The organism is Vibrio sp. 1CM7H (assembly GCF_023161645.1).
Taxonomy (GTDB): domain Bacteria; phylum Pseudomonadota; class Gammaproteobacteria; order Enterobacterales; family Vibrionaceae; genus Vibrio; species Vibrio diabolicus.
In genome coordinates, this window is record NZ_JALNTV010000006.1 from 104719 (window position 1) to 128637 (window position 23919).

Consider the following 23919-nt stretch of genomic DNA (forward strand, 5'->3'; position numbering starts at 1 on the left):
AATCACTATCTCTTTTATCATTCTTACCTGCAGTATCAACTTTGTTGTAGCAAGTGGTAGTACTATTTCTTCATCTTTAGGAACATTGCTTGCCATAGTTAGCTTGATGCTCTTCAAAAGCGAAGCATACCAATCGTTCCTAGCACATTTTAATACTCTTCATTTTAGAAAAACCTCGATATAAAAAAGCCCGCTCAAATGAGCGGGCAATGAGGTTGTCATGTAAGCCCTGACTAACGAGCTTACTGATTTTTATCTGTTACGCGTCTAGACTCGCTTTCACTTTAGCGTGTAACTCTTGAACCGAAGTTACTGACGCTTTTGCGTCTGCAGTATGAGACATACATGTAGCGAACGCTGCGTTCAGTGTCGTTGTGTAGTTCACTTTCTCTGCCAGTGCGCCGCGACGTAGAACTTTCGAATCTTCAATCGCTTGACGACCAGCTGCCGTGTTTACGATGTAGGTGTATTCGTTGTTCTTGATGCGGTCAAGAATGTGTGGACGACCTTCGTGTACTTTGTTTACCAAGCGTGGGTTGATACCCGCTTCGCCCAGAATCACAGCAGTACCGTGTGTCGCATCCAACTGGTAACCCAGTTTCACTAGCTTAGAAGCCAGGTCAACAACACGCTCTTTATCGCCTTCACGTACTGACAGTAGCGCACGACCACCTTCAGGGTAAACCGCACCACAACCTAGCTCTGCTTTCGCGTAAGCTTCTGCGAATGTTGCGCCAACGCCCATTACTTCACCTGTTGAGCGCATTTCTGGGCCCAATAGCGGATCAACGCCAGGGAACTTGTTGAACGGCAGAACCACTTCTTTCACTGAGTAGTAAGGAGGGATAATCTCTTTAGTAAAGCCTTGTGACTCTAGAGATTGACCCGCCATTACACGTGCAGCGATTTTCGCTAGAGGTGCACCTGTCGCTTTCGATACGAATGGTACCGTACGAGCAGCACGAGGGTTCACTTCGATTAGGTAAACGTCGTTGTCTTTCACAGCAAACTGCGTGTTCATCAAACCGCGTACACCGAGTTCGAACGCCAGCTTCTCAACTTGCTCACGCATCTTGTCTTGAATTTCCTGACTTAGCGTGTATGCAGGCAGTGAACATGCAGAGTCACCAGAGTGAACACCGGCTTGTTCGATGTGTTCCATGATACCGCCGATAACGACGCGTTCACCGTCACAGATAGCATCAATATCAACTTCGGTTGCATCATCCAAGAAACGGTCTAGTAGAACTGGAGACTCGTTCGATACGCTTACTGCTTCATTGAAGTAGCGACGCAGGTCTTGCTCATCGTAAACAATTTCCATCGCACGACCACCGAGTACATAAGACGGGCGAACAACTAATGGGAAGCCAATTTCTTTCGACTTCTCAACCGCTTGCTCCATCGTTGTTACTGTCGCGTTTTCTGGCTGAAGTAGACCTAAACGGTCAACAGCGGCTTGGAAGCGTTCACGGTCTTCCGCACGGTCTATAGCATCTGGGCTCGTACCAATGATTGGAACACCAGCCGCTTCTAGAGCACGAGCCAGTTTAAGTGGCGTTTGACCACCGTACTGAACAATCACACCTTTTGGTTTTTCAACGCGAGCGATAGAGAGTACATCTTCCAGAGTTACTGGTTCGAAGTACAGACGATCAGACGTATCATAGTCAGTAGATACCGTTTCTGGGTTACAGTTAACCATAATGGTTTCGTAACCGTCTTCACGCAGCGCAAGTGATGCGTGTACACAACAGTAGTCGAATTCAATGCCTTGGCCGATACGGTTTGGACCACCACCAAGAACCATGATCTTGTCTTTGTCTGTTGGGTTGGCTTCACACTCTTCATCGTAAGATGAGTACATGTAAGCCGTGTCAGAAGAAAACTCTGCGGCACACGTATCCACACGTTTGTAAACCGGGTGAATATCAAACTGCTCACGAGCACGGCGAATTTCACTTTCAGCGACACCAAGCAGTTTAGACAAGCGCGCATCAGAGAAGCCTTTACGTTTCATCTGGCGAAGCACTTCTTTGGTTAAACCTGCGTAGCCGCCCGCCTTGACTTGCTCTTCGAGTTTTACGATTTCTTCGATTTGAACCAGGAACCAACGGTCAATTTGAGTCAAGTTGAACACGCCGTCAACTGACATGCCAGCTCGGAATGCATCGGCGATGTACCAGATACGCTCAGCGCCTGCTTCTTTAAGTTCGTGACGAATCTTAGTCAGTGCATCTGGTGCTTCTAAATCGACCATCTCGTCAAAACCAGTTGCGCCAACTTCTAGGCCACGAAGTGCTTTGTGAAGAGATTCTTGTTGGTTACGACCAATTGCCATTACCTCACCAACCGATTTCATCTGAGTAGTCAGACGGTCGTTTGCGCCAGCAAATTTCTCGAAGTTAAAGCGAGGGATCTTAGTTACGACGTAGTCGATAGTTGGCTCGAATGATGCTGGTGTTGCACCGCCCGTGATGTCGTTTTGTAGTTCGTCCAGAGTAAAGCCAACAGCAAGCTTCGCGGCAATCTTAGCGATTGGGAAACCTGTTGCTTTTGACGCTAACGCAGAAGAGCGAGATACACGTGGGTTCATCTCGATGATAACCATACGGCCATCTTTCGGGTTGATACCAAACTGTACGTTTGAACCACCTGTTTCAACACCAATTTCACGTAGAACGGCTAGCGATGCATTACGCATTAGCTGGTATTCTTTGTCAGTCAGTGTCTGTGCTGGTGCTACTGTGATTGAGTCACCCGTGTGGATACCCATTGGATCAAAGTTTTCGATTGAACATACGATGATACAGTTGTCCGCTTTGTCACGAACGACTTCCATTTCGTACTCTTTCCAACCGATTAGTGACTCATCGATAAGAAGTTCGTTGGTCGGAGATAAGTCCAGACCGCGACGACAGATTTCTTCGAACTCTTCTTTGTTGTACGCGATACCACCACCAGTGCCACCCATGGTGAACGATGGACGGATGATACAAGGGAAGCCAACCATATCTAAAACTTTGTAAGCTTCTTCCATGCTCTTCGCTGTATCTGCGCGAGGACACTCAAGGCCGATAGACTTCATCGCTTTATCAAAACGAGAACGGTCTTCCGCTTTGTCGATTGCATCTGCAGTTGCGCCGATCATCTCTACGCCGAATTCTTCTAGTACGCCGTGTTTCTCTAAGTCTAACGCACAGTTAAGTGCAGTCTGGCCACCCATGGTTGGCAAAACTGCATCTGGACGCTCTTTTTCAATGATCTTGCGTACCACTTCCCATTGGATTGGCTCGATGTAAGTCGCATCAGCCATCTCTGGGTCTGTCATGATCGTTGCTGGGTTCGAGTTAACCAGAATAACTCGGTAGCCTTCTTCACGAAGTGCTTTACAGGCTTGTGCGCCAGAGTAGTCAAACTCACATGCCTGACCGATAACAATCGGACCAGCACCAAGAATTAGAATACTTTGAATGTCAGTACGTTTTGGCATTATCTACTACTCCGAATTAAGCGCTGTGTTTTTTGATTAGTTCGATAAAGTGGTCAAATAGCGGTGCCGCGTCATGTGGACCTGGGCTCGCTTCTGGGTGACCTTGGAAGCTAAATGCTGGCTTGTCTGTGCGGTGAATACCTTGCAAAGAGCCATCAAATAACGATACGTGAGTAGCACGTAAGTTTTCCGGTAACGTTGCTTCATCTGCCGCAAAGCCGTGGTTTTGCGAAGTGATCATAACAACGTTACGGTCTAAATCTTTTACTGGGTGGTTTGCACCATGGTGACCAAACTTCATTTTCACGGTTTGTGCACCTGACGCTAACGCAAGGATTTGGTGACCTAAACAGATACCGAAGATAGGTAAGCCTTTTTCTAGGAACACTTTTGTCGCTTCAATCGCGTAAGTACATGGTTCTGGATCACCAGGGCCATTTGATAGGAAAACACCGTCCGGGTTCATCGCAAGCACTTCTTCCGCTGACGTTTCAGCAGGAACAACCGTTAAGCGGCAACCGCGGTCAACCAACATTCGCAGGATGTTGCGTTTTGCGCCGAAGTCGTAAGCAACGACGTGGTATGGCAGCTCGCTGTCATCTTTCGCCTCTGGAAGTCCACCTTCAAGCGTCCACGAACCTTGTTTCCATTGATACGCTTCTTTCGTTGTAACTTCTTTCGCAAGGTCCATTCCTTTTAAGCCTGGGAATTCTTTTGCTTTCGCTAGAGCCAAAGCTTCATCTAGGTTATTACCCGCAACAATACAACCGTTTTGAGCACCTTTTTCACGCAAGATACGAGTGAGCTTTCGCGTATCAATATCAGCGATGCCAACGATATTTTGAGACTTAAGGTAATCAGAGAGGGATTGTTCATTACGGAAGTTAGAAGCGATAAGAGGAAGGTCGCGAATCACAAGGCCTTGTGCATGAATGGAAGAGGATTCTTCATCTTCGGAAGTGGTTCCGGTATTGCCAATGTGAGGATAAGTAAGGGTGACGATTTGCTGAGAATAGGAAGGATCAGTGAGGATTTCTTGATACCCCGTCATCGAGGTATTAAAAACGACTTCACCAACGGAAATACCATCTGCCCCTATGGACACTCCGTGGAACACTGTCCCATCTTCTAGGACTAACAGTGCTAATTTACCCAAGACAACCTCCAGAATAAAAATGCAAAAAAAATAAATCAAACTGCAAACATGCCTTCCTTTACCTATAAAATCTACATAAATAGGTATTTCAGACAAATTGGCGGTATTCTAAAGTTGGACTGGAAACCTGTCAACCTACAATCAAAAATAAATTATCAATTTCTAGCGAGTAAGGTCATTTCGAATCAGTAAGGCTCAAAAAGACAACTTTTGAATGCTATTACATAGGGAGGGATAGAGGTTTAATGAATTTTACAAATTTGAACTTTTTAGGGATCACAAAAAATTATGAGTTTTTAACGCAAACGTTCACCAAGACAAAAACAGGAACACTTTTAACGGTTACACACAAAAACAAAGCCAAAACAGACAAAAACATAACAAAAGTAAGTGCTAAAATCTTCTCTATCAGAATCATTTTATTTACAAATAATTCTATAGATATAAAAAAGCCGGCTAGCGCCGGCGAATAATTATGTATTTAGAGTTCATTCAATCCCAAAACATCTGTCATGGTATAAAAGCCCGCAGGTTTAGCACTCAACCAAACGGCAGCCTTTACGGCCCCATTAGCAAACGTCATGCGATCAGTCGCTTTGTGCGTTATTTCCACTCGTTCCCCGATATCAGCAAACATAGCTGTATGCTCACCGACGATATCGCCAGCGCGAATCGTAGCAAAGCCGATCTCATCTTTTGTTCTTTCACCAGTAATGCCTTCTCGGGCATAGACAGCTACATCATTCAGCTTATTACCCATCGCACCAGCAATAGCTTCTCCCATTCCGATAGCGGTACCAGAGGGGGCATCAACTTTATGGCGATGGTGTGCTTCAACAATCTCGATATCACAGTAATCCCCCATCACTTTGGCCGCTTTCTCAAGAAGCTTAAAGACAAGGTTTACGCCTACAGAATAATTTGGCGCCATCACAACAGGCACTTGCTTGGCTGCTTCATCGATAAGATCACGCTCTGCATCGCTGAAGCCAGTCGTCCCAATCACAATGCTCTTACCGTATTTCTTACACAACTCGAGATTCGCTAATGTGCTTACTGGAGCGGTGAAATCGATGATTACATCAAAATTATCGACGTCTTTAGCAAGATCATCTGTTAAGAGCACATCGAATTTACCTTCACCACAAAGTTCACCGATATCGACGCCGACGAGTGAAGACTCAGGTCGTTCTGATCCCGCGCTCACTGTCGCTTCAGGATTAAGGTGTGAAGCTTTAACCAAATTGCGGCCCATTCGGCCAGCTGCTCCTGCGATTGCAATACGAACCATTGCGCTTTCTCTCCTTCTCTGGATAACGAGGTTTGCTCTCGTTCTCTCGTTTCGCTTAATCTGTTTAAACTAACAACATACCGTGGTTACCACAAGCAAGTTCATCGAGCTTAAGCAAACTCTTTTACAACACGCTCCAAGATAGGTACGTTCGCTTCAGGAAAGGTGTAGTCGCCCAATTCGCTGATCTCAACCCAGCATCCTTCTTGACCTTCTCGACCGTAAGGCTCATTACTGAATTGAGATACTGTAATAAAATCAAACTTGAGTGATTTGTCTGGATAGTCGTATTCCAAGTGTTCAAAAGGGGCTTGCTCAATAACTTCAATTCCCACTTCTTCTTCGAGTTCTCTTGTAATAGCAAGCTCAATACTTTCTCCCGGCTCGACTTTGCCACCCGGAAACTCCCAAAACCCGCCTTTGTGCTTATCATCAGGACGCTTTGTAATAAAGATCTTTGATTTGTCTTGGTTAAAAATAATTGCCGCGACTATGTGAATTCTTTTCATGGGGATTCCTAACTCTCAAGACCGTTGTACTTTGCTATTGTGACAACGAGCTTCTACATCTCAAAAACTTTCTGACCTATCAAACTTATGGAATTTGATAGCCAAAGAATTTATTTAAAAAAAGAGTCGCCTAAGCGACTCTTTGATAAATAATCCGACTAACAGATTAGTCGATTTTGCCGTGGCACTGTTTGTACTTCTTGCCACTGCCACAAGGGCAAGGTTCATTACGACCTACTTTACGTTCATCACGTACCATTGGTTGATTTGAACCTTCTTCAGATTCTTCGCCTTCAGAAAGCGGATTTTGTGCTGCAGCGTGTTGCGCTTGCGCACGACGAGCGGCTTCTTCAGCTTGCGCACGACGCTGTTCTTCCATACGTTCAACTTCTTCTTGTTGCTGAACGCGAACACGAGATAGAACAGTAATAACGTCTGTTTTCAGCGCTTCTAGTAGACCCTCAAACAGTTCAAACGACTCACGTTTGTATTCTTGTTTTGGGTTCTTCTGTGCGTAACCGCGTAAATGGATACCTTGACGCAAGTGATCCATCGCAGCCAAATGCTCTTTCCAAAGCGTATCCAGAGTCTGAAGCATGACCGATTTTTCGAAGTTGCGAAGCACTTGTGCGCCCACTACTTCCTCTTTCTCTTTGTACACTTCAACGGCTAGGTTGATGATCTTTTCACGTAATGCTTCTTCGTAAAGCTTGTCGTCTTCTTCAAGCCATTGCTTCACTGGCGCATCAAGATCGAAGTCCGCTTTCAAGCGCTCTTGTAGACCTTCAACATCCCACATATCTTCTAGTGACTGTGGTGGAATGTACTCATCAATAACCGCTGTTAGCACATCTTCACGGTTTTGCTCGATCATGCCGCTGATGTCTTCAACGTTCATTAACTCGTCACGCAGTTCGTAGACAACCTTACGTTGATCGTTCGCTACATCATCGTATTCAAGCAGCTGCTTACGGATATCAAAGTTCCGACCTTCCACTTTGCGCTGTGCTTTTTCAATTGAGCGAGAAAGCATTTTCGATTCAATAGCTTCACCTTCTTCCATACCACTTTGAATAAGGCTCGCCATACGATCAGAAGTGAAAATACGTAGCAAAGAGTCTTCCATAGATAGGTAGAAGCGCGATGAACCCGCATCACCTTGACGACCAGAACGACCACGTAGCTGGTTATCAATACGGCGAGATTCGTGGCGCTCAGTACCGATGATATGTAGACCACCAGCTTCTAGCACTTGGTCATGCACCACTTTCCACTCTGCTTTAATCGCATCGATTTGCTCTTGAGTTGGGTTCTCTAAAGCTTCAACTTTTGATTGCCAGCTACCGCCAAGCACAATGTCCGTACCACGACCGGCCATGTTGGTCGCGATAGTTACCGCACCAGGCATACCCGCTTCAGCAACAATTTCCGCTTCTTTCTCATGGAATTTCGCGTTCAATACGTTGTGTTTGATCTTAGCCTTCTTCAATGCGTTAGAAAGAAGTTCTGACTTTTCAATCGACACAGTACCAACAAGCGTTGGCTGCCCTTTGGCAACACGCTCTTTAATATCTTCAATGATTGCCGCAAACTTCTCTGCTTCAGTACGGTAAACCACATCTGGCATATCGTTACGAATCATCGGCTTGTTGGTTGGGATAACCACCGTTTCCAAACCATAGATAGACTGGAATTCGAACGCTTCAGTATCCGCTGTACCTGTCATACCTGACAGTTTTTCGTATAAACGGAAGTAGTTCTGGAAGGTAATAGAAGCCAAAGTTTGGTTTTCGTTTTGGATCTTAACGCCTTCTTTCGCTTCTACTGCTTGGTGAAGACCTTCAGACCAACGACGACCTGGCATTGTACGACCAGTGTGTTCATCAACGATGACCACTTCGCCTTCATCAGTAACGATGTAATCAACGTTACGCTCGAATAACACATGAGCACGCAAAGCAGCATTCACGTGATGCAACATGCTGATGTTAGCCGGAGAGTAAAGTGTATCACCTTCCTCCATCAGACCGTTTTTCACCAACAGCTCTTCAACGTATTCTTGACCCGTTTCTGTTAGGTATACTTGCTTTGATTTTTCATCAACAGTGTAGTGACCATCACCACGGTATTCTTCAGAGTCTTCTTTATCTTGCTTTTTCAGATGCGGGATCAAAAGGTTGATTCGAGTGTATAGCTCAGAGCTATCTTCAGCAGGACCAGAAATGATCAAAGGAGTACGAGCTTCATCAATTAGGATTGAGTCCACCTCATCGACAACTGCAAAGAAGCGCTCACGCTGTACACGATCTTCGCTACGGAAAGCCATATTGTCACGAAGGTAGTCAAAACCAAATTCATTGTTGGTTCCGTATAGAATATCAGCCTGGTACGCTTCTTTTTTCTCTTGAGGAGGCATGTTTGGCACGTTTACGCCAACGGTCATACCTAAAAATTCAAATAGAGGGCGGTTCGTCTCAGCATCACGTTTAGCAAGATAATCGTTCACTGTTACGATGTGAACGCCTTTACCAGCAAGAGCATTTAAGTAAGCAGGAAGCGTTGCAGTCAGCGTTTTACCTTCACCTGTACGCATCTCCGCAATTTGACCCGCATTTAGAACCATACCACCGATAAGCTGAACGTCGAAGTGACGCATGCCGTAGACACGCTTAGATGCTTCACGAACCGTAGCAAAAGCTTCAGGAAGTAGTTTATCAAGAGTTTCACCTTTCTCTAGGCGCTCACGGAACTCAACCGTCTTTGCTTTTAACTCTTCATCACTTAGAGCTTCGAATGTTGGCTCGTAGTTATTAATTTCTTTTACAATTTTTCTAAGGCGGCGCAGTGTTCGGTCGTTGCGACTGCCAATCACTTTTGTCAGTAGCTTAGTTATCATTTTTCGTGAATCTCTCTTTAATCAGACCGTTCCCGATCTACTCATAATGCCTTCAGTCTCTGCCAGTTTGGAACTAAGAATACTGAGATAAATCATTTATCAAAGATATTGAGTTCAAACATCCATATTTCAAGGCTAAGTTTCGAAACAATGTGGCTTAGTGTAAGGATTTTTCATCGATACAACCATAAATAGACGTATTTGTTTGAAGCACTCTGAAGTTTTTACTTAAAGTGGTGACTGATTAGACGATATTGCATACCACAATATGTGTAATCTATTCAGAGCAGACTTTGCTTTTTACCTTGCTACATTGTAAAACTGAAGCGAAAGACGTTAATGTAAACTATACCTTGATAGAAAGCTGCTCTAGAATAGCTGATATCTCAACAAAATTAGATTTTACCTATGCGTGATCACCGTCCAACCTCGACTGAAGATGTTATTGCTGAATCACAGTTCAAGCAGATTCAAGAACATGCTGGAGAAATCTTACAGCTTAACCAAGCTTTGCAAGAGATCTTACCCACTGGGACGGCCGATCATTGCCGGGTGGCGAATGTTCGTAACGGCCACCTATTGATCGATGTTTCTAGTGCCGCGATCAAAATGAAGATCGATTACGATCGCCTCATGATCCTAAATAAACTTCGTACTCAAGGCTTTGCCAAACTGATGAGCGTTGAAGTGAGGATCAATCCATCATTATACAGAAATCGTTTCGAACAAGACGACAGACCTAAACGTCCACCATTAACAGAATCTGCAGCAAAGTCATTGATGACGATTGCCGACATGGCACCGCCTAAAATTCAAGAGCGTTTAAAGCGATTGGCCGATATGGCAGAAAAGAAAGACCGTAAGTGATCGTTATTTCAATATGCTGAAAGCTCGAATGCTATTAATAAGCCCAAGATTAAAGCCAAATAGCAAAAAACCAGGCATAAGCCTGGTTTTTTATTAATTTTAATGCCGAGTATTTACGCAAGCACCATATTTGGTTCAGCGAATGCTACTGGTGAGCCGACTTCTTCTTCGAATGTAGTCCACTCCCACGCTTCCTGATCAGCAAGAACTGCTCGCAGAAGTTGGTTGTTCAAACCGTGACCCGATTTAAAGGCGCGAAATTCACCTATGATTGGGTGACCACACATGTAAAGATCACCAATCGCATCCAACACTTTGTGAGTCACAAACTCATTTTCAAAGCGTAGACCTTCTTCGTTAAGAATACGGTAATCATCCAATACGATAGCATTGTCGAAACTACCACCCAATACTAGGTTTTGAGATTGTAGATATTCGATATCACGCATAAAGCCAAACGTACGTGCACGAGAAATTTCACGAACGAAGCCTTTTGAAGAGAAATCAAACAGCAAGCGCTGTTCGTCTGACTCAATAGCAGGGTGATTAAATTCAATTTCGAAGTCCATGCGGAAGCCGTTAAATGGTACAAACTCTGCCCATTTATCGCCATCTTCAAAACGAACTGGCTTTTTAATACGGATGAAACGTTTTGGCGCATTTTGCGTTTCGATACCTGCTTGTTGTAGCAAGTATACAAATGGGCTAGCACTACCATCCATAATTGGAATTTCAGGTGCGTCTACTTCGACAACAATGTTGTCGATGCCCATACCAGCAAGTGCTGCATTCAAGTGCTCTACAGTTGAAATACGCACACCTTCGTCGTTTACCAAAGCAGTACATAGCATGGTGTCACGAACAGAAGCTGGATCAGCTGGAAAATCTACAGGTGGGTTTACATCTGTACGACGGTAAATGATACCTGTATTTGCAGCAGCCGGGCGCAGAGTAAGCGTGACTTTACGACCAGAGTGGAGGCCCACACCAGTTGTTTTCACTATTTCTTTCAGAGTACGTTGTCTGATCATCTGCTTGCCTCTCAAAAATTTGCTACAAAACACGGCCGTCTGTAACGTCGACCGTGAATGCTACCATAATTTTGAGCCATGTCAAATTTATGGATTAAAGATTAATCAGCCTGACGACGCAAAAATGCCGGGATATCTAAATAACCACTTTCCTTCTCTTGCTTCGGAGCCGCAGAGCTTTGGCTCGACGATGCTGGAGAAGAAGAAACTGTATTTGTAGGCTGAGGAGTTACCTGTGGCTTCTCTTGCACTTGATTATTTTGCAAGGTTTGTGCCGGTTTCTCTTCAGCTTGCGTTGCCGCCGCTTGCTGTTGTGGTTGAGCCTGCGGCGTCGGAGCCACTTTCGCTTTACCACCCGCAACTAGCGTGATATCTGGTTTTTTCTCATTGCCAATACCTGTCGCTACAACTGTTACGCGGATTTCGTCCGTCATATCTGGGTCTAGAGAAGTACCGATAACAACAGTTGCATTGTCAGAAGCAAATGCTTTCACTGTATTACCAACCGTCTCAAACTCGTCAAGACGCATATCCAGACCTGCAGTAATATTGACAAGAACACCACGAGCGCCCGCTAGATCGATGTCTTCCAGAAGTGGGCTAGAAATTGCCATTTCAGCCGCTTCTTCAGCACGATCTTCGCCTTTAGCAATACCGCTGCCCATCATCGCGTGACCCATTTCAGACATTACTGTTCTTACGTCCGCAAAGTCGACGTTGATCATGCCAGGGCGAGTAATTAGCTCTGCAATGCCTTGAACTGCGTTCTTAAGAACGTCGTTCGCACTTGCAAAAGCTTCTAGTAGCGTGACACCACGGCCAAGTACTTTAAGCAGCTTTTCGTTTGGAATCGTAATCAAAGAGTCAACGTGCTTAGACAGCTCATCGATACCTTGCTCAGCGAACGCCAAACGCTTTTTGCCTTCAAAGCTGAACGGTTTTGTCACTACCGCGACAGTTAGAATGCCAAGCTCTTTAGCTACTTCAGCAATAACAGGTGCTGCACCAGTACCTGTACCGCCACCCATACCAGCTGCGATAAACACCATATCGGCGCCAGTTAGGGAATCTTTAATTCTATCTCTGTCTTCGAGAGCTGCGTCACGGCCAACCTGTGGATTAGCACCTGCACCCAGACCTTTGGTGATATCGCCACCGATCTGAATAACATTGCCAACGCTTGTCTTACGAAGTGCTTGCGCATCAGTGTTGACGCTGATGAATTCCACACCTTCGATGGATTCACGCACCATGTGTTCAACGGCGTTACCACCGCCGCCACCAACCCCAACGACCTTGATTACTGCATCGTCAGACATTTCCATCATCGGTTCAAACATGTGTTGTCTCCGTTTATCCTGCAACTCAGGTTAAAACTCTTTTTGTATCCAGTTACGCAATTTATCGAAAAAGCCAGTAACAGATGAGCGTTTAGGTTCATTATAATCGCTATCGTCGCTAGACTGCATGTCTCTTGCGTAATGAAGTAATCCAACTGCCGTAGAATGGTACGGCTCTTTTACATAGTCAGTTAATCCGCTGACTTCGAGCGGTTTGCCGACCCTTACTTGATTGCGGAATACGCGTTCCGCACATTCTATCACTCCGTCCATTTGCGCAGCACCGCCGGTGAGTACAACTCCCGCAGCTAGATGGTGCTTTATACCCTCTTCGCGCAATTTCGCTTGTACAGAGTCAATAGTTTGGTTAACCAGTCCCATAAGCTCAGAGTAGCGTGGCTCAATCACTTCTGACAACGTTTGACGTTGCAGACTACGTGATGGTCGCCCACCTACGCTTGGTACATTAACCGTGTCATCCTTACTGACCAGTTCACTCAAAGCACAGCCATATTTGACTTTTATTTCTTCAGCATCGCTCACTGGCGTACCAAAAGCAAAAGCAATATCGCTGGTTACAGCATTTCCTGCGTACGAAAATACTTCTGTGTGACGTAACGCACCGCCAGTCCAGATGGCCACATCCATCGTGCCGGCGCCAATATCCACCACACAAACTCCAAGCTCTCTTTCATCCTCGGTGATTACTGCATTACTTGCAGCAAGCCCAGAAAATACGAGTTGCTCTACTTTAAGGCCGCATCGTTCTACCGCCTTAATAATATTGCGTGCCATGTCATTATGGCATGAGATAAGGTGGACACTTACTTCCATTCTTACCCCAGATAAACCAAGCGGATTTTTGATTCCCTCTTGGTAATCAATGGTGAACTCTTGCGGAATCACATGAAGGATTCGCTGTTCATCACCGATTTTAATCGATTTTGCGGTATGGATAGCGCGATCCATGTCTTCTTGAGACACTTCTTCATCTGAAATCGTGCCCATACCTTTTTCAATTCGGCTTGCGATATGCTTACCAGACAACGAAATGAAGACTCGGCTGATCTGGCACTCGGCCATCAATTCAGCTTGATCAATTGCACGTTGTACTGATTTTACAACCGACTCCAAGTCATTCACGCCACCTTTATCCATGCCACGTGAAGGGCTACTACCTGCGCCAATAATATTAATTTGACCGTCTGGTAGAACCTCACCCACTAGAGCCGATACGGTTGCAGTGCCTATATCAAGACCAACAATAATGTTGTCATCAGCGGCCTTAGTCATCTGTACTCTCTTCTAACTCTTGTTCAGGAAACCAACCAACTGCGGCTCCTGTATCGTACCTAAGATCGATATAACTGATTCTTTGCGTGTCACTGCCAAGCTTGTTATAGAGCTTAAAAAATCGCTCTATACGCTCAAGAAGAGACTCTTTACCGAGCTCTAATCGAATACCGTTATCAAGGATGATTTGCCAAGCTCGTCGCTCGTTTAATACCAGAGACGATATCGCTAAACCCAATTGCTGAAACTTAGGACTCAAATCACGGTAAGTCTGTAAGACTTCTGGTCCGCTGTCTTTGGGTCCGTACAGTTTCACTTTTTCTTCTTGTAACAGAGCCACATCGCCATCAAAAACAAACCCGTTTTTATCTAACAGTTCGTTGCCATTCCAAATGGCTTCAGGTTGATGCTCTGTCAAAAAAACTTTTACTGTATCCGGCCACTGCTTTCGGATTGCGGCATGCGCCACCCATGGCAGAGCTTCGACACTTTGCTGTAATACATCAATATCCTGAGACATAAATGTACCGATGTGATCTATTCGACTAAATGCAGCCTGCACATCGTCAGCTTGGACATACTCCAGTTTTCCCTGAAGTACTATTTTGGAGAGAGGTAACCTTTGGTCATCCCACATCCAACTGATCGCCGAGTACAAAACAGAACTAATTAAGGTCACAACCACAACGAAAAATAACGCACCCAAGATTTTCTCTTGGCGACCACGGTTATTATCCGTGTTTGGTCGCTCGTCATTCAGTGCAATATTCAACAACGTCTTCGTTTCCTGACTTTTGTCGTGTACTTTTTACCCACATAATTACGCAGAGGTAAAAGTCTTGACTTTAACCTTGGGATTATACTGAGCTCTTGTAAACTATCAAACACTGATAGCAATAAATCACAATGATATTGACGCAAAATCGAGATCTGAGTCTTTATCTGTCCTTCGCACCAACAATCTGTGTTAACCAAGCATCTTGTTTATATTTAATTCAAGACCTGCCAGTTGTTTCGCCACTTTACCAACATCACCCGCACCTTGCGTTAAGATTAGGTCGCCGTCTTGTATAACGTTAGCTAAAACTGAAGGTAATTGCTCGATTTCTGGAACAAAAATCGGATCTACCTTACCTCGACTGCGAATTGTGCGACACAATGAACGTCCATCAGCTCCTGCAATTGGCTTTTCACCTGCGGCATAAACATCCAACATGATTAATACATCAACTTGCTCTAGCACATTCGCAAAGTCATCGTACAGATCACGAGTACGGCTATAACGGTGTGGTTGGAAAATCATAACGAGACGTTTATCTTGCCAACCGCTTCTCGCAGCATTAATGGTCACATCAACTTCTGTTGGGTGGTGTCCGTAATCATCCACTAACATGGCATGACCATTACCGGTATCAAACTCGCCAAGATGATCAAAACGTCGTCCCGTGCCTTGCGTACCGGCCATTGCTTTTAGAATTGCATCGTCTTCAATGTCATCTTCAGTAGCCACTGCAATCGCAGCCGACGCATTAAGTGCATTGTGACGACCTGGAATGTTCAGAGTGATATCTAGGTTGGCACGCCCTTTACGTACTACCGTAAATTTGCCTTGCTGACCTTCTTGACGATAGTTTTCAATGCGTACGTCAGCATCTGCGGAGAAACCGTAAGTAATCACTTGACGACTAATACGTGGGATTAACTCTCGAACCACAGGATCATCAATACAAACAATAGCTTGGCCGTAGAACGGTAGATTGTGTAGAAAATCAATGAAGGTTTGCTTTAACGTTTCAAAGTCACCACCATAAGTATCCATATGATCGGCTTCAATATTAGTGACGATACTTACCATTGGTTGCAGGTGCAGGAATGACGCGTCGCTCTCATCCGCCTCAGCAATTAGAATACGACTCGAGCCTAAACGAGCATTTGTACCTGCGCTTTTCACCAAGCCGCCGTTTACAAACGTTGGATCAAGGCCGGCTTCAGAATAAATTTGAGTGACAAGAGCGGTCGTCGTGGTTTTGCCGTGTGTACCTGCGACAGCAATACCGTGACGGAATCGCATCAATTCAGCCAACATCTCTGCGCGGCGTACGATTGGGATACGTAACTCACGTGCCGCCATCACTTCTGGGTTTTCTTCGTTGATCGCCGTTGACACAACAACCACACTGGCTTTTTCTACATTGCTCGCTTGATGGCCGATAAATACGGTTGCACCTTTTGATACCAAACGCTCTGTCACTGGGTTCTCTGATAGGTCAGAACCTGTGATTTGGTAGCCTTCGTTCAACAGCACTTCTGCAATGCCGCTCATGCCCGCACCACCAATACCGATGAAGTGGATGGATTTCACGCGGCGCATCTCTGGCACCATGGCGCGAATCTGAGCTAAGTCTTGTGTATGTTGGATTGTCATCAATTCTATTCTCAATAATTCGTTAACGCTTTTCGGTCAAAGCGACAATGGCTTGTGCGACAACTCGGTCGGCATTCAACTTAGCAGCGCCACGCGCTTGCTCAGCCATCGTAAGTAAAGCTTGGCGATCCAATCGTTGGATCTGCTGAGTCAAAGACTCAACGGTTAAATCTGGTTGTTCAATCATTTTCGCTGCGCCGCATTCTACTAGATGATCGGCATTCAGTGCTTGTTGGCGATCTTTATGCATAAAAGGAACAAAGATAGCCCCTACGCCTGCCGCTGATACTTCAGAAACGGTTAACGCCCCTGAACGACAAACTAAAAGGTCAGCCCATGCATAAGCCTCTGCTACGTCGTCAATGAACTCTGTGACTTCTGCATTTACCACACCATTAGCTTGGTATGCGGCGTTCACTTCTTCGGCGGAACCTTTGCCCGCTTGATGACGAATACGGTAATCACCGCCCAACTTTGCCATCACTTCTGGCAGAGTTTGGTTAAGAATGCGTGCACCTTGGCTACCGCCCATCACCAGAATACGAATTGGGCCTTGGCGATCTTGCATTCGCTCTGCAGGTGCTTCTAATCTTGTTAGGTCTTCACGCACAGGGTTACCGACTACCTCAGCAGCAGGGAACGCGCCAGGAAAGGCCTGAAAGACTTTCTTAGCAATTTTTGATAGCCATTGGTTTGTCAAACCCGCAACCGCGTTTTGTTCGTGCAGAACAACAGGAATACCGCTCAACCAAGCCGCAATACCACCGGGACCACTCACATAACCCCCCATACCTAACACGGCATCGGGCTTCCAATGCTTCATGTGCGCGCGAGCTTGCATGATGGCATTAATAATTTGAAATGGAGCTGCAAGCAGACGCTTTACGCCTTGACCTCGTAACCCTTTCACTTTGATAAAATCGATTTCAATGCCATGTTTTGGCACCAAATCCGCTTCCATTCGATCCGCCGTGCCTAACCAACGGATCTCCCAGCCTTGCTCTTGCAGCTGTTTTGCTACAGCTAACCCTGGGAATACGTGACCGCCAGTACCACCAGCCATCACCATCAAACGTTTATTTTGTTTCATTAGTTTGTTGTTCTGATTGTTGTTGCTCGCGTTTCAAGCGGCATTCGTAATCGATACGCAGCAATATGGACACTGCGACGGACATAATAATCAGACTGGAACCACCATAACTGATTAGCGGAAGTGTTAAACCTTTGGTTGGTACGATACCAGCTGCAGCACCAACGTTCACCAAGGTCTGGAACGCAAACCAAATACCGATACCGAAAGCCAGATAACCGCCGAACATTTCGCCTTCTTCAAACGCACGCTTGCCTATGTAAACCGCTTTTAACACTAAGCTAAAAATCAACATTAAGACCAACACAACGCCAACAAAACCGAGCTCTTCAGCAAGTACGGCAAACACAAAGTCGGTATGCGCTTCCGGTAGATATTCCAGTTTTTGAATTGAATTACCGAGACCTTGACCGAACCATTCACCACGACCAAACGCCATCAAAGACTGAGTCAACTGATAGCCACTGCCAAATGGGTCTTCCCACGGGTCAAGGAAGGAGGTTACTCGTCGCATACGGTATGGCTCGACTAAAATCAAACCTACCACAGCGCCGATACCTGCCACCATCAACGCGAGAAACTGCGTCAGTTTTGCGCCTGCGATAAACAGCATGCCAAACAGTGTTACTAGCATCACGACGACCGTACCCAAGTCTGGCTGACCTAGCAGTAATACTGCGAAGAAAGCAAACACCATGATTGGCTTCATAAAGCCACCAAAGAAGGTTTGTCGTACTTCGTCTTGCTTTCGAACTAAGTAACCAGACATGAAGATAAACAGCGATAGCTTCGCGACTTCGGCAGGCTGCAAGTTGAACAGACCCAGCGGGATCCAACGAGACGCACCATTAACCGACTTACCCGCCAAGAGCACGATGATCAACAGTGCGAAAGAAGCCCAAAGTAAGTAATGGCTCTTCTTAAACCACTCTTGCAAAGGCACTTGCAAAATAACAGCGGAGGTCCCTAACGCCAGCACGAGAAACGTCGCATGACGAAACATAAAGTGGAACGGCTGTTCGGTTAATCGAGAGCTGATTGGAAATGATGCAGAGGTTACCATCACCAACCCCGTCAACATCAAACCCAGTGCAATCCACACTAACTGACGATCAAACATCGCCTCTGGGGCTGGATGCTTGAGCCAATTGCCAATACTGCGTTTAACGTTACCTAAACCCACGAAGTGTGTAACCTTTAATTATGCATATTTCTGAGCAAGAGCAGCGAAAGCATCACCTCTTGCCATAAAGTTGTCGAATTGATCAAAGCTAGCACATGCAGGAGACAGCATCACCATATCACCTGGTTTTAACTGCGAAGATACTTGTTGAATCACATCTTCCATGGTGTCGAAACGTATTGCAGATTCATGTAGTGGCATAAATTCATCGCCATCAACGCCAAAGCAACACAGCTGCAAGTTAAGCGTTGCGAAGATCGGTTTTAATGGCGAGAAGTCAGCACCTTTGCCAACACCACCAACGAGCAAGTAGAGCTTGCCTGTCGATTCCAAACCAGATAGCGCAGCCATAGTGCTGGCTATATTAGTTGCTTTAGAGTCATTCACCCATTTTACGCCTTGATTATCCGCAACCACCTGGCATCGGTGTGTCAGTCCCGTGTAATTTTTAAGTGCATTCAATGCGTTGTGATAATCAACGCCCGCAGCCTTTAAGAGCGCTAAAACGACCAATGCATTGGATAAGTTGTGTTTACCAACCAACTTAAGCTCATCACTTGCGACGACTCGTTGACCGTGATCGAGCAGCCAAGTACGGTTGCCATCCACCTCGAGACCAAAGTCCTGATTGTCGCTGCCAAATGTCACCAATGGCATCTCTGCATCTGGGAAGGTTTCTTGATCATCACGGTTCACTACCGCGAGATCAGCATGATCAAAAATACGCAACTTGGCTTGTCGATAGTCAGACATGCCTTGATAACGGTCCATATGATCTTCAGAAAGATTCAGAAACGCAGCGGCTTTGAGCTTTAAGCTTGACGTTGTTTCCAACTGGAAGCTTGAGAGTTCAAGCACATATAGGTCTGCGTCATGTTCTAGTAAATCCAAGGCAGGAACGCCGATATTGCCACCAACGCCAACATCCAAACCCGCGGCCTTGGCCATCACGCCTGTGAGATCGGTGACAGTGCTCTTACCGTTTGAGCCCGTAATCGCAATCACAGGCTTCTGCACCGCCCAGGCGAATAACTCAATATCACCAACTACTGTCGTGCCTTTTGCTAATACGGCTTGGATCTCTGGTGTCGCTAGCGCAATACCAGGGTTGGTCACGATAAGCTCAGCGTCAGAAAGCCAGTCTGTATTCCAACCACCACTATGCAGTTGAACACCTTCCGGCAAGCGCTCTGCTCCCGGAGGGTTTACGCGAGTATCAATGACTTTGACCACAAGCTGTGGCTGATTTTTTCTTAGGTGTTTAACGACAGAGAGCCCGGTAATACCGAGCCCTACGACGACAACACTATGTATGTTTTGCCAACGTTCCATATTTGATCACACTGTAAATCTTGTTCTTGGAAAGTGCGATTAACGCACTTTCAATGTCGCAAGACCAATCAGAACAAGAACCATAGAAATAATCCAGAAGCGCACGATTACGCGAGGTTCTGGCCAACCTTTCAATTCGTAGTGGTGGTGAATCGGTGCCATACGGAAGATCCGCTGACCACGCAGTTTGTATGAACCCACCTGTAGAATTACCGACAGCGTTTCCATCACAAACACACCGCCCATGATCACCAACACCAACTCTTGACGAACGAGAACAGCAATAGTGCCTAATGCGCCGCCAAGCGCTAGTGAGCCGACATCACCCATGAACACTTGTGCTGGATACGTGTTAAACCACAAGAAACCAAGGCCCGCACCCACGATTGCTGTACATACGACAACCAACTCAGAAGCATGTGGTAGGTATGGAATATGAAGGTATTCAGAGAAGTTAACGTTACCCGTCGCCCATGCAATAACCGCGAAGCCTGCAGCAACAAGAACCGTTGGCATGATTGCCAAACCGTCTAGACCATCGGTCAGGTTAACCGCGTTACTCGTACCGACAATCACAAAGTAAGTCAGGATAATGTACATCAAACCAAGTTGCGGCATGATGTCTTTAAAGAATGGCACCACGAGCTGAGTGGCTGCAGTGTCTTTACCGTAAGCGTACAATGCAAAAGCCACGACAAACGCGATCAACGATTGCCAAAAGTACTTCCAACGCGCGATCAAACCATCGGTATTTTTGCGCACCACTTTACGATAATCATCAACAAATCCGACTGCACCGTAGCCAAGCAAGACCGTCAATACCGCCCATACATATGGGTTGGATAAGTCAGTCCAAAGCAAGATTGTGATTGAGATGGCCGCTAAGATCATGATACCGCCCATCGTTGGAGTACCACGCTTACTAAAGTGAGATTCAGGACCTTCGTTACGTACTACCTGACCAATTTGCAGCATTTGCAAACGCTTGATCATGATTGGTCCCATCCATAACGACAGACCCAGAGCGGTTAATACGCTTAGAATTGCTCGAAAAGACAAGTATTCAAACAATCGGAAAAAAGACAGGTATGGCTGTAGCAGCTCGGCAAGCCAAATAATCATTAATAATACTCCTTCAAAGCAGCAGCGACTTCAAACATACGTGCACCGTTCGCTCCTTTCACCAAAATCGTATGGTTTTCAGGAACGGCTTGGTCTAGATGCTGCTTGATGTATTCAATCATCTCTTGGTGCGTCTCAAAATGAATGCCTTGGCAAAGCTCACTGATCACCTTAGCGTCTGCACCATATGTGAGAACATGTTCAAATTTTTGTGGGGCAGCATGTTCCCCGACTTGACGATGAAGTGCAAGACTTTCCTCGCCCAATTCCGCCATATTACCTAAAATCAGCCAGCGCTGACCTGGGAAAGCAGCCAATAAGTCAACCGCCGCTTTCATGGCTGGCACGCTTGCGTTGTAGCTGTCATCAATCAATTTGATTTTTTCGCTCAGCGCTTCAACCTCGACGCGACCTTTCACTTTGTTTAAATGTTTAAGGCCAGCGCGAACCTCTTCTAATGTGGCGCCCATTTGTAACGCAATAATAGAAGCTGCGATTGCATTCGCCACGTTGTGTTGACCTATAATACCCAGAGACAGTTCAATTTCTTGTGAGCTTGCTGCGATATGTAGGTTAAAGCTGGCCTCTCCCGCGGCATTCATCACGATATTTGATGCATAGTAATCAGCCGCAGAATTACTTTGTGAGAAGGTGATAACTTCCTTATCCGCCAGCACGCTTTCCCACTTTGTTTCGCCATTGCTGTCTAAATTGACAATCGCAATACTACCTGCAGCAAGACCTTGGTAAATTTCACCTTTGGCTTGTTTCACGCCATCAATAGAACCAAAGCCTTCAAGGTGCGCGGCGGCTACATTATTCACTAACGCGATATCTGGTTTTACTAACTGCGTTGTGTAAGCAATTTCACCGATATGATTAGCACCAAGCTCAATCACGGCATAGTCGTCATCCTGCTGTGAGCGCAATAACGTCAACGGAACACCAATATCATTATTGAAGTTACCTGCAGTAAACAGCACTTTGCCTTTCAATTGCAGAATGCTCGCGACCATTTCTTTGACGGTCGTTTTACCGCAACTTCCTGTGATGGCTACGGTAGGTGTTTGGCAAGTTTGATGCACCCAAGAGGCTAACTCACCCAGTGCCATTTTGGTGTCCGACACCACGACTTGTGGCACATTCACATCTAGATGTTTTTGTACGAGTAAAGCACCTGCGCCTGCATCCACCGCTTGTTGGCAAAAGTTATGCGCATCAAAGCGCTCACCCACCAGCGCAACAAATAAAGCACCGTTGTCAATCGCTCGTGTATCAGTAGAAACCGCGTCGATAAGTAGATCATCGCCGAATAGCTCACCGCGAGTGATGTTGGCAATTTGAGATAACGTTACTTTGATCATAAGAACAATCCTAAAAGCTGCATAGCAGACTCACGGTCGGAGTAATGAATCGTTTCGCCATTCCGAATTTGATAATCTTCGTGGCCCTTACCCGCTAACAAGATGATGTCTTTTGGCGAAGCATTCTCAACCGCATAAGACAGTGCTTTGAAACGATCATGCTGCACAATCGCTTCGGCAGGTTTTGACAGCCCGGATAACATGTCTTTTACAATCTGAACCGGATCTTCACTGCGTGGGTTATCGTCAGTCAACACCACTCTGTCGCCTAGACGCTCTGCAATTTCCGCCATCATTGGGCGCTTACCTGCATCGCGATCGCCTCCGCAACCAAAAATAGCCCAAAGCTGCCCCTCACAGTGAACTCGTAAAGCTTGCAGCGCTTTTTCTAGAGCATCAGGAGTATGGGCATAATCGACCACGACTTTGGCATGGTCCTCTGTTTGGAATAACTCCATTCGGCCGAGTACAGGTTGTAACTGACCTGCGGTTTCGAGTAACGCTTGTTTATCCTTACCCAAGCTTAATAAGGTCGCAAAAGCGAGCATTATGTTGGTTGCGTTAAACTCACCAATCAGTGGCGCGTGCAATTGACCTGAGCCAAATTTACCATCAAATTGGATAGTAATCCCCGACTCCGCGTAACGGACATCTGTCGCCCAAATTGCGCTTTCAAATTCAGTGTTCGGTTTGAGTGACACCGCAATCGCATTGCTTAACTGCGACGCCCATGCATGACCGACTTCATCATCGACATTGATAATGGCACGTTCACATTGATGTTGTGTAAACAACCCCAGCTTTGCATTGGCGTACTCTTCCATCGTGCCATGATAATCTAGGTGATCACGACTTAGATTAGTAAACACACCCGCCGCAAACGACAATGCCTTGACACGGCCTTGCGTTAAGCCATGAGAAGAAACTTCTAGCGCGGTGTATGCGGCTTGTTGATTTGCGAGAGAAGAGAGCGTTTTCTGAATTTCTACAGCATTCCCTGTTGTATTCGTGGCTTGCTGTAAATTGTCGAGAAAACCATTTCCCGTCGTGCCCATCACTGCCGCTTTGTGGCCAAGTAGCTCTAGCCATTGTGCAATTAGCTGGGTAATAGTGGTTTTGCCGTTGGTACCGGTGACACCAACCAAATCCATTTCTGGGTAAGCATAGAGCTTTCCAGCGATTGCAGATAAACGTTGATCCAACGTATCGAGGTAAATAACGGGAACGTCATCGATGATTTCCACCGTGCCATGTGCTTTTAGATCACAGGCTTGCGCTAGAACCGCATTGGCGCCTTGCTCAATGGCAGAAGCAATGAAGTTACGTCCATCCACAACATGGCCAATCACCGCAACAAACGTGGTTCCAGGCTGAACTCTTCGGCTGTCGAGCTCCAATTCAGAAACAAGAACGGACGATAAGCTAGGGCAATCCACCCAAGGGGAAAGCAGCACGTCCATACTGATGGCTTTAGTCATATTTGTTCTCCGAGCTTTGGCTCAGGTTTTCTTAATTTTGTTTGCTCAG

The 23919-nt window shown here is 45.9% G+C and carries 17 protein-coding genes; 1 reads left to right on the top strand and 16 read right to left on the bottom strand.

What is annotated here, in order from left to right; translation table 11 throughout:
- Positions 1-259: 259 nt before the first annotated feature.
- The 5 genes from carB to secA all read right to left on the bottom strand — a co-directional run bounded on the left by carB (position 260) and on the right by secA (position 9345).
- On the bottom strand, positions 260-3493 hold the full coding sequence (carB, locus tag MSG33_RS18840) for a carbamoyl-phosphate synthase large subunit (protein WP_047009081.1): 3234 nt from the start codon (positions 3491-3493) through the stop codon (positions 260-262).
- 16 nt (positions 3494-3509) lie between these two features.
- Entirely contained in the window at positions 3510-4649 is a 1140-nt protein-coding gene (gene carA / locus MSG33_RS18845; RefSeq protein ID WP_005396428.1) for a glutamine-hydrolyzing carbamoyl-phosphate synthase small subunit, read from the bottom strand.
- A 481-nt stretch (positions 4650-5130) separates the two neighbouring features.
- Positions 5131-5940, bottom strand: a complete 810-nt coding sequence (gene dapB, locus MSG33_RS18850; protein WP_006742699.1) for a 4-hydroxy-tetrahydrodipicolinate reductase — start codon at positions 5938-5940, stop codon at positions 5131-5133.
- A gap of 110 nt (positions 5941-6050) precedes the next feature.
- Entirely contained in the window at positions 6051-6449 is a 399-nt protein-coding gene (gene mutT, locus MSG33_RS18855; protein WP_005396433.1) for an 8-oxo-dGTP diphosphatase MutT, read from the bottom strand.
- Between the two features lie 166 nt (positions 6450-6615).
- Complete coding sequence (gene secA / locus MSG33_RS18860) at positions 6616-9345, bottom strand: preprotein translocase subunit SecA (RefSeq protein WP_248381725.1); 2730 nt, start codon at positions 9343-9345, stop codon at positions 6616-6618.
- 408 nt (positions 9346-9753) lie between these two features.
- Between secA and MSG33_RS18865 the strand changes: the two genes are divergently transcribed.
- The gene (locus tag MSG33_RS18865) at positions 9754-10212 is read left to right on the top strand and encodes a DciA family protein (RefSeq protein ID WP_012842148.1); all 459 of its coding nucleotides are present in this window, start codon (positions 9754-9756) and stop codon (positions 10210-10212) included.
- A 113-nt stretch (positions 10213-10325) separates the two neighbouring features.
- On the opposite strand, the gene lpxC is transcribed toward MSG33_RS18865, so the two are convergent.
- The 11 genes from lpxC to murE all read right to left on the bottom strand — a co-directional run bounded on the left by lpxC (position 10326) and on the right by murE (position 23870).
- Entirely contained in the window at positions 10326-11243 is a 918-nt protein-coding gene (gene lpxC, locus MSG33_RS18870; RefSeq protein ID WP_005381871.1) for a UDP-3-O-acyl-N-acetylglucosamine deacetylase, read from the bottom strand.
- 101 nt (positions 11244-11344) lie between these two features.
- Positions 11345-12583: a cell division protein FtsZ gene (gene ftsZ, locus MSG33_RS18875; protein WP_012842149.1), complete on the bottom strand. Its 1239-nt coding sequence runs from the start codon at positions 12581-12583 to the stop codon at positions 11345-11347.
- Between the two features lie 30 nt (positions 12584-12613).
- Positions 12614-13876 carry a cell division protein FtsA gene (gene ftsA / locus MSG33_RS18880; protein WP_012842150.1) on the bottom strand — a complete coding sequence of 421 codons (1263 nt, stop codon included), beginning with the start codon at positions 13874-13876 and terminating at the stop codon, positions 12614-12616.
- Positions 13869-14651, bottom strand: coding sequence for a cell division protein FtsQ/DivIB (locus MSG33_RS18885; RefSeq protein ID WP_012842151.1), 783 nt, complete (start codon positions 14649-14651; stop codon positions 13869-13871). Before MSG33_RS18885 ends, ftsA begins: the two co-directional genes overlap by 8 nt.
- A gap of 192 nt (positions 14652-14843) precedes the next feature.
- On the bottom strand, positions 14844-16301 hold the full coding sequence (gene murC, locus MSG33_RS18890) for a UDP-N-acetylmuramate--L-alanine ligase (protein ID WP_005396442.1): 1458 nt from the start codon (positions 16299-16301) through the stop codon (positions 14844-14846).
- Positions 16302-16323: 22 nt separating this feature from the next.
- The gene (gene murG, locus MSG33_RS18895; protein ID WP_248381727.1) at positions 16324-17391 is read right to left on the bottom strand and encodes an undecaprenyldiphospho-muramoylpentapeptide beta-N-acetylglucosaminyltransferase; all 1068 of its coding nucleotides are present in this window, start codon (positions 17389-17391) and stop codon (positions 16324-16326) included.
- Positions 17378-18574: a cell division protein FtsW gene (gene ftsW, locus MSG33_RS18900; protein ID WP_005396444.1), complete on the bottom strand. Its 1197-nt coding sequence runs from the start codon at positions 18572-18574 to the stop codon at positions 17378-17380. The genes murG and ftsW overlap by 14 nt, the downstream gene beginning before the upstream one ends.
- Positions 18575-18592: 18 nt before the next feature.
- The gene (gene murD / locus MSG33_RS18905; protein WP_248381734.1) at positions 18593-19906 is read right to left on the bottom strand and encodes a UDP-N-acetylmuramoyl-L-alanine--D-glutamate ligase; all 1314 of its coding nucleotides are present in this window, start codon (positions 19904-19906) and stop codon (positions 18593-18595) included.
- A gap of 39 nt (positions 19907-19945) precedes the next feature.
- Positions 19946-21028 carry a phospho-N-acetylmuramoyl-pentapeptide-transferase gene (mraY, locus tag MSG33_RS18910; protein WP_005372931.1) on the bottom strand — a complete coding sequence of 361 codons (1083 nt, stop codon included), beginning with the start codon at positions 21026-21028 and terminating at the stop codon, positions 19946-19948.
- Positions 21028-22392: a UDP-N-acetylmuramoyl-tripeptide--D-alanyl-D-alanine ligase gene (gene murF, locus MSG33_RS18915; RefSeq protein WP_145533439.1), complete on the bottom strand. Its 1365-nt coding sequence runs from the start codon at positions 22390-22392 to the stop codon at positions 21028-21030. The genes mraY and murF overlap by 1 nt, the downstream gene beginning before the upstream one ends.
- Positions 22389-23870, bottom strand: coding sequence for a UDP-N-acetylmuramoyl-L-alanyl-D-glutamate--2,6-diaminopimelate ligase (gene murE, locus MSG33_RS18920; RefSeq protein WP_248381736.1), 1482 nt, complete (start codon positions 23868-23870; stop codon positions 22389-22391). The genes murF and murE overlap by 4 nt, the downstream gene beginning before the upstream one ends.
- Positions 23871-23919 lie beyond the last annotated feature (49 nt).

Excerpts from the sequence above, each read along its gene's own strand:
- lpxC (WP_005381871.1), bottom strand. The coding sequence starts at position 11,243 with ATGATCAGACAACGTACTCTGAAAGAAATAGTGAAAACAACTGGTGTG.
- secA (WP_248381725.1), bottom strand. The coding sequence starts at position 9,345 with ATGATAACTAAGCTACTGACAAAAGTGATTGGCAGTCGCAACGACCGA.
- murD (WP_248381734.1), bottom strand. The coding sequence starts at position 19,906 with ATGGAACGTTGGCAAAACATACATAGTGTTGTCGTCGTAGGGCTCGGT.
- dapB (WP_006742699.1), bottom strand. The coding sequence starts at position 5,940 with ATGGTTCGTATTGCAATCGCAGGAGCAGCTGGCCGAATGGGCCGCAAT.
- ftsZ (WP_012842149.1), bottom strand. The coding sequence starts at position 12,583 with ATGTTTGAACCGATGATGGAAATGTCTGACGATGCAGTAATCAAGGTC.
- MSG33_RS18865 (WP_012842148.1), top strand. The coding sequence starts at position 9,754 with ATGCGTGATCACCGTCCAACCTCGACTGAAGATGTTATTGCTGAATCA.
- murE (WP_248381736.1), bottom strand. The coding sequence starts at position 23,870 with ATGACTAAAGCCATCAGTATGGACGTGCTGCTTTCCCCTTGGGTGGAT.
- ftsA (WP_012842150.1), bottom strand. The coding sequence starts at position 13,876 with ATGACTAAGGCCGCTGATGACAACATTATTGTTGGTCTTGATATAGGC.
- mraY (WP_005372931.1), bottom strand. The coding sequence starts at position 21,028 with ATGATTATTTGGCTTGCCGAGCTGCTACAGCCATACCTGTCTTTTTTC.
- murC (WP_005396442.1), bottom strand. The coding sequence starts at position 16,301 with ATGACAATCCAACATACACAAGACTTAGCTCAGATTCGCGCCATGGTG.
- murF (WP_145533439.1), bottom strand. The coding sequence starts at position 22,392 with ATGATCAAAGTAACGTTATCTCAAATTGCCAACATCACTCGCGGTGAG.
- murG (WP_248381727.1), bottom strand. The coding sequence starts at position 17,391 with ATGAAACAAAATAAACGTTTGATGGTGATGGCTGGTGGTACTGGCGGT.
- mutT (WP_005396433.1), bottom strand. The coding sequence starts at position 6,449 with ATGAAAAGAATTCACATAGTCGCGGCAATTATTTTTAACCAAGACAAA.
- carB (WP_047009081.1), bottom strand. The coding sequence starts at position 3,493 with ATGCCAAAACGTACTGACATTCAAAGTATTCTAATTCTTGGTGCTGGT.